At 74.6% G+C, this 13,526-nt stretch carries 7 protein-coding genes and 1 pseudogene; 6 read left to right on the top strand and 2 right to left on the bottom strand.

Annotated elements, in window-relative coordinates; all coding sequences use genetic code 11:
- The first annotated feature begins 17 nt into the window (after positions 1-17).
- On the top strand, positions 18-2,054 hold the full coding sequence (locus ACZ45Q_RS15150) for an ATP-binding cassette domain-containing protein (RefSeq protein ID WP_468260281.1): 2,037 nt from the start codon (positions 18-20) through the stop codon (positions 2,052-2,054).
- On the opposite strand, the pseudogene ACZ45Q_RS15145 reads toward ACZ45Q_RS15150, so the two are convergent.
- A pseudogene (locus tag ACZ45Q_RS15145) lies at positions 1,977-2,558 on the bottom strand (response regulator transcription factor); the annotation flags it as partial. The gene ACZ45Q_RS15150 and the pseudogene ACZ45Q_RS15145 sit on opposite strands and share 78 nt — an antisense overlap.
- Positions 2,559-2,776: 218 nt before the next feature.
- Here ACZ45Q_RS15145 and ACZ45Q_RS15140 point away from each other — a divergent pair.
- A complete protein-coding gene (locus tag ACZ45Q_RS15140) occupies positions 2,777-4,918 on the top strand; it encodes a PP2C family protein-serine/threonine phosphatase (RefSeq protein ID WP_468260278.1) in 2,142 nt (713 codons plus the stop codon).
- A gap of 226 nt (positions 4,919-5,144) precedes the next feature.
- Here the strand turns inward: ACZ45Q_RS15140 and ACZ45Q_RS15135 are convergent, their stop codons facing one another.
- Positions 5,145-6,530 (bottom strand): S1 family peptidase, encoded by a 1,386-nt coding sequence (locus ACZ45Q_RS15135; RefSeq protein WP_468260275.1) that lies wholly within the window; start codon positions 6,528-6,530, stop codon positions 5,145-5,147.
- 567 nt (positions 6,531-7,097) lie between these two features.
- Between ACZ45Q_RS15135 and ACZ45Q_RS15130 the strand changes: the two genes are divergently transcribed.
- The 4 genes from ACZ45Q_RS15130 to ACZ45Q_RS15115 all read left to right on the top strand — a co-directional run bounded on the left by ACZ45Q_RS15130 (position 7,098) and on the right by ACZ45Q_RS15115 (position 13,479).
- Positions 7,098-7,313 carry a type A2 lantipeptide gene (locus ACZ45Q_RS15130; protein WP_468260273.1) on the top strand — a complete coding sequence of 72 codons (216 nt, stop codon included), beginning with the start codon at positions 7,098-7,100 and terminating at the stop codon, positions 7,311-7,313.
- 91 nt (positions 7,314-7,404) lie between these two features.
- Complete coding sequence (locus tag ACZ45Q_RS15125) at positions 7,405-8,208, top strand: hypothetical protein (RefSeq protein WP_468260270.1); 804 nt, start codon at positions 7,405-7,407, stop codon at positions 8,206-8,208.
- Positions 8,205-10,427, top strand: coding sequence for an NHLP family bacteriocin export ABC transporter peptidase/permease/ATPase subunit (locus tag ACZ45Q_RS15120; RefSeq protein ID WP_468260267.1), 2,223 nt, complete (start codon positions 8,205-8,207; stop codon positions 10,425-10,427). The genes ACZ45Q_RS15125 and ACZ45Q_RS15120 overlap by 4 nt, the downstream gene beginning before the upstream one ends.
- A 1-nt stretch (position 10,428) precedes the next feature.
- Positions 10,429-13,479: an NHLP bacteriocin export ABC transporter permease/ATPase subunit gene (locus ACZ45Q_RS15115; protein ID WP_468260265.1), complete on the top strand. Its 3,051-nt coding sequence runs from the start codon at positions 10,429-10,431 to the stop codon at positions 13,477-13,479.
- Positions 13,480-13,526 lie beyond the last annotated feature (47 nt).

Here is a 13,526-nt window from a genome sequence, read left to right as displayed (position 1 = left end):
GGGGCCGGGGTACGCCCATGACGGGCAGCGTGTACCGGCGTGGTCTGCGGTACCTGCGCGGGCGGGCGCGGGTGCTGGCCCGGCTCGCGGGGTGGTCGGTGCTGGAGTCGGGGCAGAGCTTCCTCATCGGGTACGCGCCCGCACGGGCGCTGGACGACGGCTTCCTGGCCGGACGGCCCGGCACGGGTGTGGGGTGGCTCGCGGTGGCGGGGCTCGGTGTGCTGCTCGGGGCGTACGGGACCGCCCGGGTGTACGGGGCCGTCGCCGACCTCGTCGAACCGCTCCGGGACCGGCTCGTGGCGCGGGTGGTCGCCCGGGGGGTGCGGACCGGGGACAGCGGCACCCTGTCGGGCCTGACCCAGCAGGTGGAGATCGCCCGGGACACCTTCGCGGGACTGGTGCTGGTCTCCCGTTCGTTCCTGTTCACCACCGCCGGGGCGCTCGCCGGGCTGTTCTCCCTGGCCCCGCCGCTGCTCCTGGTCGTCGGGCCGCCGCTGCTGCTCGGCGTGGCGCTGTTCGCGGCGAGCCTGCGTCCGCTGGCCCGCCGCCAGGAGGCGTTCCTCGTCGCGGACGAGGCACTCGCCGGCCGGCTGGGCGTGATCTGCCCGGGGCTGCGGGACATCACCGCCGCCGGGGCCGAGGACCGGGTGGCCGCGGACGCCGGGCAGGCCGTCGACGCCGAGCTGCGGGCGGCGTACTCGCTGGCCCGCTGGAGTGTGCTGCGGGTGGCGTCCCTGGCGGTGGGCGGGCAACTGCCGATCGTGCTGCTGCTGGTCGCGACCCCGTGGCTCCTCGCCCGCGGCGTGACCGCCGGGGCCCTGGTCGGCGCCCTCGCCTACATCACCCAGTCGCTGCTGCCGGCCCTGCGCGACCTCGTGCACGGCCTGGGCACCAGCGGCTCGCGCCTCGCGGTGGTGCTGCGCCGCCTGGTGCCCGACAGCACCGAGCGGCACGTGCCCGGCCCGGCCGCGCCCGTCGCGGTGCCCGGGGGGCGCGAGCCGGCGGAGGGACCGGCGACCGCCGGACCCGTCGGCCGGTCCCGGGGCGAGCCGGCGTTCCACGGCGAGCCGGCATCCCAGGGCAAGCGGGCGCTCCCGGACGGGCCGGCACCCCCGGACGGCCCGGCGTCCCCGAACGAATCGGCCTCCCCGGACCACCCCGCGTCCCCGGACCAACCCGTGCTCGTTCTGGACGGTGTCACCTTCGGCTACGGGCGCGCCGCCGTCCCGGTGGTCGAGGATCTCGACCTGTCCCTCGAACCCGGAGAGCACCTGGCGGTCGTCGGGCCGAGCGGCATCGGCAAGTCGACGCTCACGGCGCTGGTCGCCGGCCTGCTGGAACCGGTGCGGGGCACGATCCGCATCGGCGGTCACCCGGTGCCCGGCGCCGCCGCGGCCGCCCGGCGCGTGCTCATCCCCCAGGAGGCCTACGTCCACACGGGCACCCTCGCCGAGAATCTGGACCACCTGCGGCCCGGCCCGGTGCCCGAGGCCGAGCTGCGCGCCGCCGCCGAAGCGGTGGGCATGACACCGCTGCTGTCGCGGCTCGGCGGACCCGGCGCCGTACTCGACCCGGCGGCGCTGTCCGCCGGCGAGCGGCAGCTGATCGCGCTCGCCCGGGCCCTGCTGTCCCCCGCCCCGCTGGTCCTGCTCGACGAGGCGACCTGCCACCTGGACCCGGCGGCGGAGGAACGCGCGGAGCGCGCCTTCGCCGACCGCCCCGGAACCACGCTGGTCGTCGTGGCGCACCGCATCAGCGCCGCACGCCGCGCCGACCGGGTACTGGTCATGGACGGCCCGCGCACGGCGTGCGGAAGCCACGAGGACCTGCTGCGCCGCTCCGCGGCCTACCGCGATCTGGTCGGCTGCTGGACAGCCGGCCGTACCGGGCCGTCACAGCCAGCCCTCCCCCTGGGAGATCCGGATGGCGTCGACCCGGTTGCGGGCCCCGGTCTTGCGGGTGATGGCCGCCATGTAGTTCCGCACGGTGCCGTGCGACAGGTGCAGCCGCCCGGCGATCTCCGCGATGGAGGCCCCGCCCGCGGCCAGGGATAACACGCTCAGCTCCCGCCCGGTCAGCGGCATGTCCGCGGCCTTGAGGAAGCCGAGTCCCAGCGAGGCGTCGACGAAGCGTTCCCCCGCGGCGACCCGCCGGATGCCGCGCACCAGGCACTCCGGCGCGCCCTTGCGGTCGACATAGCCGAGCGCGCCCGCCTCGACGGCACGTTTCAGCAGGCCGGGCCGGTGCGCGCCGGCCAGCACCAGCAGTCGCGACGGCACCGCCCCCGCGTCCCTCGGCAGGAGTTCGCCCAGCGACGGCGCACCGTCGGCGTCCCGGCACTCCAGGTCCGCCACGCACACGTCCGGCCGCAGGGACCGCACGCGTACCGGCGCGCCGTGCCAGGTGCTGTCGGACACCGCGAGATCGGGTTCCCGGCGGAGCCACTCCGCCAGGACCGATCGCACGAGACACGCGTCGTGCACCAGTAGCACCCGAATCACTGCCACTCCCTCAGCTCTTCGCCCGCCCCGCCGGCCGGTGTTGAACGCGTGCCCCATTGTTGGCGTCCCGGACGGCCGCTGCGCATGGGGAACCGGCCATCGCGGTGCGCGGGGGCGCACACAGGGCACCCGTACGCCACCACGCGCACCGACTCCCCAGGTGTGGACCGGGCCCCTCGGGGTACCGCCCGCCGGCCCCGCCGTGCGCGGCAGGCCGCCAAGGAGGAGATTTGAATACCGGGGCCCGTCGCGACGGTGACGAGGAGGTGGTCGGCATGTCCGACGGAGGGTCGTCCCCGCAGGCGGCCTCCTCCAGGACGTCGCCCGGCCGGCCCGTGCTGTCCCTGGCGCTGGCGTCGATGCTGGAGGACTCCCACGCCCACTCCGGCGCCGTGTACCTGCTCGCCGCCGACCCGCCGGTGCTGGAGATGGCCGTCATGGCGGGGATGCCGCGGGCTTTCGCGGCGCCCTGGGAGCGGGTGACGCTCAACGCGCGGGTCCCGGTGGCCGACGCGGTGCGCGAGCGGCGGCTGATCTGGGTCGGCGGCGCGGAGGAGATGGCGCGCCGCTACCCCCGGGTCGCCGTGGTGCTCCCCTACCCGTTCGCGCTGGCCGCGCTGCCGGTCGCCACCGACTCCACCGTGTACGGCGCCGTCTTCCTGACCTGGCCGGGAACACGTCCCCCGGAACTGTCCGACCGGGAGCGGGAGCATCTCGGCTCCGCCTGCGAGCGGCTCGCCCTCCGGCTGGAGCGGGCGGCCGCGGCACGGCTGCCCGTGCACCCCGAGCCGGATCTGCTCGCCGCCCCGACGATCGGCGGCGCGGCCGGCACCCTCGGGGCGCTGGAGGCCGTGCGGATGACGGCGCGGCTGCCGTACGGACTGTGCTCGCTCGACCTGCACGGGCGGGTCGGCTTCGCCAACGCGGCCGCGGCCGATCTGCTGGACGTCCCGGTCGACCGGCTGCTCGGCACCCATCTGTGGTCCGTGGTGCCCTGGCTCAACGACCCCGTGTACGAGGACCGCTACCGCGCGGCCCTGATGAGCCAGGAGTCCACGTCCTTCGTGGCGCTGCGCCCGCCGGGCGAGTGGCTGTCGTTCCGGCTGTATCCGAGCCGTACCGGGCTCAGCGTCCGGATCACCCGGGCCCGGGGCGTGGCGCGCGCCGCCCGGACGACGCCGTCCCCTCAGGAGGTGCCGACCCGGCTGGTCACCATCTCCCAGGTGGTGAGCCTGACCGGCGCGCTCGCGGAGGCGGTCGGCGTGCGGGACGTGGTGGAGCTGGTCGCGAACGAGATCGCCCCGACGGTGGGCAGCCAGGCCCTGGTCCTCCTGGGCTCACGGGCGGGCCGGCTGCACGTGCTGGGTCACCGCGGCTATCCCGACCCGCGCACGGTGGAGCAGTTCGAGGGGCTGCCGCTGACCGAGCGGACGCCGGGCACCCAGGTGCTCAAGACGGGGGTGCCGGCGTTCCTGGAGTCGTGGGAGGAGTTGCAGCGCCTGTACCCGGCGCGACGGGCGACTCCGGACGGCTACGCGTCCTGGGCCTTCCTGCCGCTGATCGCCTCGGGCCGGCCGGTGGGCACGTGCGTGTTCGCGTACGCCGAGCCGCACTCCTTCGCCACCGACGAACGGGCGGTGCTCACCAGCCTGGCCGGGCTGGTCGCCCAGGCGCTGGAGCGCGCCCTGCTGTACGACGCCAAGCACCGGCTGGCGCACGGTCTTCAGCAGGCCCTGCTGCCGCACTCGCTGCCGGTGCTGCCCGGCTTCGAGACGGCGGCCCGCTATCTGCCGGCCACCCGCGGCATGGACATCGGCGGGGACTTCTACGACCTGGTGCGCAGCCGGGGCGCGGCGGCGGCGGCGGTGATCGGGGACGTGCAGGGCCACAACGTGACCGCGGCGGGGCTGATGGGGCAGCTGCGGACCGCCGTCCGCGCCTACACGGCGGTCGGGCAGGCGCCCGAGGAGGTCATGCGCAGCACCAACCGGCTGCTCATCGAGCTGGGCACCGACCTGTTCGCCAGCTGTCTGTACCTGCGGCTCGACCCGGATCGGGGGTGTGCGGTGATGGCGCGTGCCGGTCATCCGCCGCCGCTGGTGCGCCGGCCCGACGGACGGGTGCGCGTGCTGGACCTGGCCGGTGGTCCGCTGCTCGGCATCGACGCGACGGCCGCGTACCCGACGACGCGGGTCGACCTGCCGCCCGGTTCCGTGCTCGCGCTGTACACCGACGGCCTGGTGGAGGTGCCCGGCATGGACTTCGAGGACGGGGTGGCCGGACTCGGCCGGCGTCTGGGCGAGGCCGGGGACCTGCCGCCGGACGAACTGGCCGACGCCCTGGTGGGGCCGGACGCGGACGCCGAGGAGCGGCTCGACGACATCGCGCTGCTGCTGCTCCGGGCGCGGGAGCCCTGACCGGGCGGCACCGCGAGGACCCGTCGCTGCGGCCGGCGGCCGCTGTCCGGCCAGGGCGGCCCCGCCACGGCGGTTCCGTCACGACGGTCCGGTCACCACGGCCCGACCACAGCGGTTCGGCGCGCCGGTCCGATCACCAGGGCCCGGAGACGACGAGGGACGACGGCCCGCGACGGTCCGGTCCTCCCGCCGGAGGGCCGGACCGTCCCGGACGCCGGCCGGCTCGTCAGCCGGTCGACCCGGAGCCGTCCGCGCCGGCCTCGCCCGTGCCGTCGCCCGCTCCGTGACCGGGGCCCTGGCCGGCACCGGCACCGTCTCCGGTGCCGTCTCCGGCCTCCGCGCCCTCACCGGCTCCCGCCCCGGCGTTCGCGCCCGCGCCCGGGGCGCCGCCACCGACGCCCGCACCGCCGGTCTCCTGCCCGGCACCGGCACCGGCGCCCTCGCCGCCGGTCTGATCGCCGGCGCCGCCGCCCTGCTCGCCCGCGCCCTGGTCGCCCGCGCCGAGCGTGGCGCCGACCGCCGCCAGGGCGGTGGTGACCGGCTGGAAGAACGTCTCGCCGCCGACGGTGCAGTCGCCGCTGCCGCCCGAGGTCAGCCCGATGGCCAGGCCGTCCTGGGTGAACAGCGAGCCGCCGCTGTCCCCGGGCTCGGCGCAGACGTCGGTCTGGATGAGGCCGGTGACGGTGCCCTCCGGGTAGTTCACGGTGGCGTCGAGCCCGAGGACCTGGCCGTCGGCGAGCCCGGTGGTGCTGCCCATCCGGAACACCTGCTGTCCGACGGTGGCCTCCGCGGCCCCGGTGATCTGCACGGTCTGGTCCCCGAGGTTCACCTCGCTGGGCGCCTCGGTGGCCGGGTCGTCGTACGTCACCAGCCCGAAGTCGCCCTCGCCGGGGAAGACGGACTGCTCGACGGTGCCGATCGGCGCTCCGCCCTGGACGTCCGACCACTGCCGGGCGGCGGCCGTGCAGTGCCCGGCGGTCAGGAACGCCGGGGAGCCGTCGCCCGCGGTGACGTTGAAGCCGAGCGAGCAGCGGGCGCCGCCGCCGAAGACGGCGTCCCCGCCGGACGCGAACGTCTTGAAGGTGCCGGCCGACTTCTTCAGGGTGGCCATGCCGGAGCCGAGCTGCCGCACCGTGGACTCCAGCCGGTCCCACCTCTCGCCGGTGACGGTGGAGTCGGCGGTCACCAGGATCTTGTTGGTCCGCGGGTCGATGGCCCACGAGGTGCCCGGGATGGTCGCCCGGGACGTCAGCGTCCGCGCGCCGGCCCGCAGTTCGGCGTAGCTGTTGTCGACCTCCCGTACCTCCGCGCCCGCCTTCTTGGCCTGCACGATGATCTGGTTGTTGTCACCGGGGACGACGTTGACGACCAGTTGCCGGTCGCCGGCGTCGTAGTAGGAGCCGGCGAAGGCGTCGCCGAGCATGCCGGCCAGCCGGGAGGCGAGATCCGAGGCGTCCGCCGCCTTCAGCGTCCGCGGCGCTGCGGCCGTGTCGCCCGCGCCGCCCTCCTGCGAGGCGTTGGCGTGGGGCAGCAGGACGGCGGCCGCGCCGAGCGCCACCACGCCGCCCGCCGCGATCGCGGCCCTGCGCTTCGGGATTCGCTTGTGACTCAACCTTCTCGACCTCCTGGGACGGGGTCCGTGCCGCCGGTCGGCAGCAATTCGGGGCGCCTGGTTGGCTGTTGGTACGCACGTGTCGCCCGGGGCGTTCAAACACGGCGACGGCACACCGATCGTGATCGGTCGGTCACGATCGGTTCCGGACACGTAGTGGAATCCCGGCTTCAGCGAATCTGCACATCGAATGCCCAATCCGGTCACCGCCGTCCGCGGATCCCCACACCGGCCGGGTGCCGCGTACGCCTTTGGGGCGGGAGTGCCGGATTCGCCGGCGCCGGGGCAAGGGGCCGGACGCGCCGATGCCGGACGGCATGTGAAGAAGTCGCTGCGAAGGCGTGCCCGGTCCTGCACGGTTGGTCGCCTGGGCGACGCAAGTGCCCAGGTGGGAGGGGGTTGTTGATTGGAAGGGCGGCGGCGCCGCGTGCTTTGATCCATCGCACCGCGGGGGTCGCGGAGGGCTCCGGAGACGGGCTGCCCGGCGCCCGCGGCCGCGGCCGTCGTCTGTCCCCAGAGGGGGCCGCTCCCCCCTTGTGAAAGAGCTATAGGAAGGGAAGTTCCATCATGAACTCCACCCCCCAGGTCGAGACCGTCGAGATCTCGGACGCCGAGCTGGACAACGTCTCCGGCGGTCTCTCCGTGAACGCCGTGGGCACCGTCACCGGCGCCCTGGACAGCGTCGCCCCGGTCTCCGGTCTGGTGAACACGGCCGTCGGCACCGTCGAGGGTGTCACCGGTCTGAACACCGCCCCGGTCACCAACCTGGTCGCCGGTCTCTGATCGCACCGTCGCGCCGCCGACAGTCCCGGAGCCGCCTGACGGCTCCGGGGCTTTCGGACGTCTCCGCCTCGCACCCCCTGGACCCTCCCCCGTGCAGTTCCGCCAACAGGCCCTCGCCAAGCTCCAGTCGCCCGAGGAGCTCGATCTCCCCGTGCGCTTCGCCCGCCCCCAGGGCTGGCTGGTGCTGTCCGTGACCGTGCTCGCGATGGCCGCCGCGTCCGTGTGGGCGGTGACCGGTTCGGTGACGTCCACGGTCGGCGCGCCCGCCGTCCTCACCCACGGACAGGGCAGCTACCTGTTGCAGAGCCCGGTGTCCGGCCAGGTCACCGCCGTGCTCGCCGAGCAGGGCCGGCGGCTGCCGGCCGACGCCCCCGTCCTGAAGGTCCGCACCGCCGAGGGCGAGACCGTCGTCCGCACGCTCGACGCGGGCCGGGTCAGCGCGCTCGCCGCGACCGTCGGCCAGATCGTGCAGACCGGTGCGAACCTCGCCGCCGTGGAGAAGGTCGCGCACGCCGACGACCCGCTGTACGCCACGGTGTACGTGCCCGCCGAGAACGCCGCGTCCATCCCGGCGCACGCCTCCGTCGACCTGACCGTGCAGTCGGTGCCCAGCCAGGAGTACGGCGTGCTGCACGGCGAGGTGAAGTCGGTGGACCGCACCGCCCAGTCGGCGCAGCAGATCGCCGCCTTCCTCGGCGACCGGCAGCTCGGCGAGCAGTTCACCGAGGAGGGCAGGCCGGTGGCGGTCACCGTCGAGCTGAAGAAGGCGAACACCGAGAGCGGCTACGAGTGGTCCACCGCGGACGGGCCGCCGTTCGAGCTGACCTCGATGACCCTGGCCACCGGCTCGGTCCGGCTGGCCGAGGAGCGTCCCGTCGACTGGCTGCTGCCGTGAGCACCGCACAGGAGACCCGGGGCAGGCGCCGCGCCGCACCGCCGAAGCGCGCGGTTACGAAGTCCGCGGCGAAGGCCGTCCGTACGCCGACGGTGCTCCAGATGGAAGCCGTGGAGTGCGGTGCCGCCTCCCTGGCGATGGTGCTCGGCCACCACGGCCGGCACGTCCCGCTGGAGGAGCTGCGCATCGCCTGCGGCGTCTCCCGCGACGGCTCGCGCGCCAGCAACCTGCTGAAGGCGGCCCGCGGTTACGGACTGACCGCCAAGGGCATGCAGATGGACCTGGCCGCCCTCGCGGAGGTGACGGCACCGGCCATCCTGTTCTGGGAGTTCAACCACTACGTCGTCTACGACGGGATGGGGCGCCGCTTCGGCCGCCGCGGCGTCTTCGTCAACGACCCCGGCAAGGGCCGCCGGTTCGTGCCGCTGGAGGACTTCGACGGCTCCTTCACCGGTGTCGTGCTGACCATGGAGCCCGGCCCCGGCTTCCGCCGCGGCGGGCGCAGGCCGGGCGTGCTCGGCGCGATGCCGGCCCGGCTGCGCGGCACGGCGGGCACCCTGCCGGCCGCGGTCCTGGCGAGCCTGCTGCTGGTGCTGGTCGGCGCGGCGGTGCCCGCGCTCAGCCGCACCTATATCGACATGTTCCTGATCGGCGGCCAGACCTCGCTGCTGGGCGTGCTGTTCGCCTCGATGGCCGCCTGCGTGCTGCTCACCGTCGCCCTGACCTGGCTGCAACAGGCGAACCTGCTGCGCGGCCGGCTGATCTCCTCCACCCTGTCCAGCGCCCGCTTCCTGCGCCACCTGCTGCGACTGCCGGTGACGTTCTTCGGCCAGCGCAGCCCCGCCGACCTGGTGCAGCGGCTCCAGTCCAACGACGCGGTGGCCGAGACGCTGGCCCGCGACCTCGCGGCGGCCGGTGTGGACGCGGTGGTCGTCGTGCTCTACGCGCTGCTGCTGTACACCTACGACCCGCAGCTGACCTTCGTCGGCATCGGGGTGGCGCTGCTGAACATCGTCGCCATGCGGGTGGTGGTCCGGCTGCGGGCGACGCGCACGGCCAAGCTGCGCGCGGACACCGCCCGGCTCACCAACACGGCGTACACCGGTCTTCAGCTGATCGAGACGATGAAGGCGACCGGCGGCGAGGACGGCTACTTCCGCAAATGGGCCGGGCAGCACGCCACGACGCTGGAGGAGCAGCAGCGGCTGGGGGTGCCGACCGCCTGGCTGGGCGTGGTGGCGCCGACGCTGGCCACCCTCAACAGCGCGCTGATCCTGTGGATCGGCGGCATGCGGGCCGTGGAGGGGCACATCTCCGTCGGGCTCCTGGTGGCGTTCCAGGCGCTGGTCACCCGCTTCACCGCCCCGCTGACCCGGCTGAACGGCGTCGCGAGCCGCATCCAGGACTTCGCCGCCGACGTCGCCCGGCTGAAGGACGTGGAGAACTTCCGCGCCGACCCGCTCTACGGCCGCCCCGACGCCGGCGACTCCACGCGCCGCCTGCACGGCCACGTCGAGTTGCAGAACGTCTCCTTCGGCTACAACCCGCTCGACAAGCCGCTGCTCACCGGCTTCGACCTGACCGTCGGCCCCGGGCAGCAGGTGGCGCTGGTCGGCGGCTCCGGCAGCGGCAAGTCGACGGTGTCCCGGCTGATCTCCGGCCTGTACACCCCGTGGGAGGGCGTCATCCGCATCGACGGGCAGCGTCTGGAGGACATTCCGCGCGGCGCGCTGGCTGCCTCGGTGTCCTTCGTCGACCAGGAGCTGTTCCTGTTCGAGGGCACCGTCCGCGACAACGTGGCGCTGTGGGACCCGTCCGTGCCGGACGAGGCGGTGATCGAGGCGCTGCGCGACGCGGCGCTGTACGACGTGGTGATGCGCCGCCCCGGCGGCATCCACAGCCGGGTCGAGCAGGACGGCCGGAACTTCTCCGGCGGGCAGCGCCAGCGGCTGGAGATCGCGCGGGCGCTGGTGCGCCGGCCCAGCATCCTGGTCCTGGACGAGGTGACCAGTGCCCTGGACGCGGAGACCGAGCTGGTCGTCATGGACAACCTGCGCAAGCGGGGCTGCGCCTGCGTGGTGATCGCCCACCGGCTGAGCACCGTGCGGGACAGCGACGAGATCGTCGTCCTCCAGCACGGCACGGTCGTGGAGCGCGGCCGGCACGAGGAACTGCTGGCGCGCGGCGGCGCGTACGCGGCGCTGGTCAGGGAGCGGTGAGATGACCTCCGTACACGACGGAGCCTCCGGATACGAGGGGCCCCCCGGATACGACGGTGCCTCCGGATACGAGGCGGCCCCCGGAGACGACGGTGCCTCCGGCTACCACGGCGGGTCGGGGTACGACGGCGCCGCCGGCCACGGCCCGGCCTCCGGGTACGCCGGCGCGGCCGGCCACGGGCAGGCCCCCGGGCACCCGGGAGCCCCGGGGCACACGGCGGGCACCGCGTCCGGGCAGGGGCCCGCGCCCGAGGGCGACCTCGTCCTCGGCGCGCTCGGCGCCCTGGGCACGCCCGTCGACTGCGCCGGCTCCAGCCGCCTGGACCTTCAGGGCCCCCAGGTGCTGTGGCTGGTGGCGTCCGGCGCGGTGGACCTGTTCGCGGTGGACGCCGAGCGGCAGGGCCACTGGCACCACCTGGGCCGCCTGGAGGCGGGTTCGCTGCTGCTCGGCCCGGTCGCCGGCCCCCGGCACACGCTGGTCGCCCGGCCGCTCAGGGACTGCGTGGTGCACCGCATCGGGCTGCGCGAGCTGTACCAGCCGGCGAGCACGCAGACGTGGTCCTACGACGAGTACGGCACCCCCCGGTACGTGCCGCCGACGACGAGCCCGCTGGAGTACGCCCTCGCCCTGGGCGTCGGCCGCAGTCTGTCCATCCTGTTCCAGGCGCCGATGGCGAGCGAGGGCGCGGTCGCGCCCGCCGACGACGACGTGTTCTGGATGCAGGTGCCGCCGGGCAGCGTGCAGTACGGCGCGCTCTACGGTGCCGAGGCCGCCGCCGACCTGCTGATGGACCCGGCGCTGTGGCAGAGCATGGTCGACCAGCAGTACCGGCTGCTGACCACGCTGGACCGCTGGATCGAACAGCTGGAACACACCCACGAAACCCGCACCGCGGCCGGCATCAGGGCCGGTGAGGCGGTGCGCGCCCAGGCCGACCGGACGCTGCTGGCGTCCATCGGGAAGCGGGCGGACCGGCGCACGACGACCGCCGACGCGGACGCCACCTACGCGGCCTGCAAGCTGGTCGCTCGGGCGGCCGGGATCACGCTGGCCGAGCCCGCGCGCGGCGGCACGCAGAGCGACCGGCTCGACCCGGTCGAGCGGGTCGCCGTCGCCTCGCGGGTGCGCACCCGCGCCGTACGCCTGGACGGCCGCTGGTGGCGGGAGAACGTCGGCCCGCTCGTCGGCCACCGGGCGCTGTCCGGTGCGCCGGTGGCGCTGCTGTGGCGGCGCGGCGGCTATGTCGCCGTCCATCCGTCGACCGGCCGGGAGACCCCGGTGGAGAAGGCGAACGCGGGCGAGTTCGAGCCGCGTGCGGTGATGTTCTACCGGCCGCTGCCCGAACGCGGGCTCGGTCCGCTGCGGCTGCTGCGGTTCTGTCTGCGCGGCACGCGCGGCGATCTGCTGAGCCTGCTGCTGGGCGGGCTGGTGACGGTGGCGATCGGGGCGCTGGTGCCGATCGCCACCGGCAAGGTGCTCGGCGAGTTCGTGCCGCAGGCGCGGACCGGGCTGATCGTGCAGGTCTGTCTGGCGGTGATGCTCAGCAGCGTGGTGGCGGCGGCGTTCATGCTGTTGCAGAACCTGACCATCCTGCGGCTGGAGGGCCGGATCGAGGCCACTCTCCAGCCCGCGGTGTGGGACCGGTTGCTGCGGCTGCCGACGACGTTCTTCACCGAGCGGTCCACCGGTGAGCTGGCCAGTGCCGCCATGGGCATCAGCCAGATCCGCCGGCTGCTGGCCGGGGTCGGCCCGACGGTGGCCCAGTCGGTGACCGTCGGCGCGATGAACCTGGGGCTGCTGCTGTGGTTCAGCGTGCCGATGGCGCTCGCGGCGATCGGCATGCTCGTCGTGGTCGCCGGGGTGTTCCTGGGGCTCGGACTGTGGCAGGTGCGGTGGCAGCGCAGGCTGGTGGTGCTCACCAACAAGCTGAACAACCAGGCGTTCCAGACGCTGCGCGGCCTGCCCAAGCTGCGGGTGGCGGCGGCGGAGAACTACGCGTACGCCGCCTGGGCCGGGCAGTTCGCGCGCAGCCGTGAGCTCCAGCAGCGGGTGGGGCGCATCAAGAACCTCAACGCGGTGCTCGGCGCGGTGTATCTGCCGCTGTGCACGCTGCTGATGTTCATGCTGCTGGCGGGACCGGCGCGCGGGTCGATGTCGGCGGCGGCGTTCCTGACCTTCAACACCTCGGTGACGATGCTGCTGACCTCGGTCACCCAGCTGACCGGCGCGTTCGTCTCGGCGGTGGCCGCGCTGCCGATGTTCGAGCAGATCAAGCCGGTGCTGGACGCCACCCCGGAGGTGCGTGCGGCGAGCACCCGGCCGGGCCCCCTGTCGGGGGCGATCGAGGCGCGGCGGCTGTCCTTCCGGTACACCGACGACGGCCCGCTGGTGCTGGACGACGTGTCGTTCGAGGTGCGGCCGGGCGAGTTCGTGGCGGTCGTCGGGCCGAGCGGCTGCGGCAAGTCGACGCTGCTCAGGCTGCTCATCGGCTTCGACCGCCCGCTGTCGGGCAGCGTCCTGTACGACGGTCAGGACCTGGCCGCCCTGGACCAGTCGGCGGTGCGCCGCCAGTGCGGGGTGGTGCTCCAGCACGCGCAGCCGTTCACCGGTTCCCTCCTGGACGTCATCTGCGGCACCGAGCCGTACACGCCGGAGGAGGCGATGGCGGCGGCGGAGATGGCGGGGCTCGCGGAGGACATCCGGCGGATGCCGATGGGGCTGCACACCATCGTCTCCGGCAGCGGCGCGGTCTCCGGCGGCCAGCGGCAGCGGCTGATGATCGCGCAGGCACTGATCCGCCGGCCGCGCATCCTCTTCTTCGACGAGGCGACCAGCGCCCTCGACAACGACACGCAGCGCACCGTGATCGCGTCGACCAAGGCCCTCGATGCCACCCGCGTCGTCATCGCCCACCGGCTGTCGACGGTGCTGGACGCCGACCGCGTGATCGTGATGGAGGACGGCAGGATCACCGAGCAGGGCCCGCCCGCGCGGCTGCTCGCGGACACCGGGGGCCGGCTGCACGAGCTGGTGCGGCGGCAGATGGCCTGACCGCGCCCCGGCGCGGTGGCCGGTGACCGCCCCTTCGCCCGGCCCCC

The organism is Streptomyces sp. NPDC031049 (assembly GCF_055571015.1).
This window is presented reverse-complemented; position numbering and strand designations above follow the sequence as displayed.

Bases quoted from the DNA above. Each gene is read 5' to 3' on its own strand.
- ACZ45Q_RS15130 (WP_468260273.1), top strand. From the start codon at position 7,098: ATGAACTCCACCCCCCAGGTCGAGACCGTCGAGATCTCGGACGCCGAG.
- ACZ45Q_RS15115 (WP_468260265.1), top strand. From the start codon at position 10,429: ATGACCTCCGTACACGACGGAGCCTCCGGATACGAGGGGCCCCCCGGA.
- ACZ45Q_RS15140 (WP_468260278.1), top strand. From the start codon at position 2,777: ATGTCCGACGGAGGGTCGTCCCCGCAGGCGGCCTCCTCCAGGACGTCG.
- ACZ45Q_RS15150 (WP_468260281.1), top strand. From the start codon at position 18: ATGACGGGCAGCGTGTACCGGCGTGGTCTGCGGTACCTGCGCGGGCGG.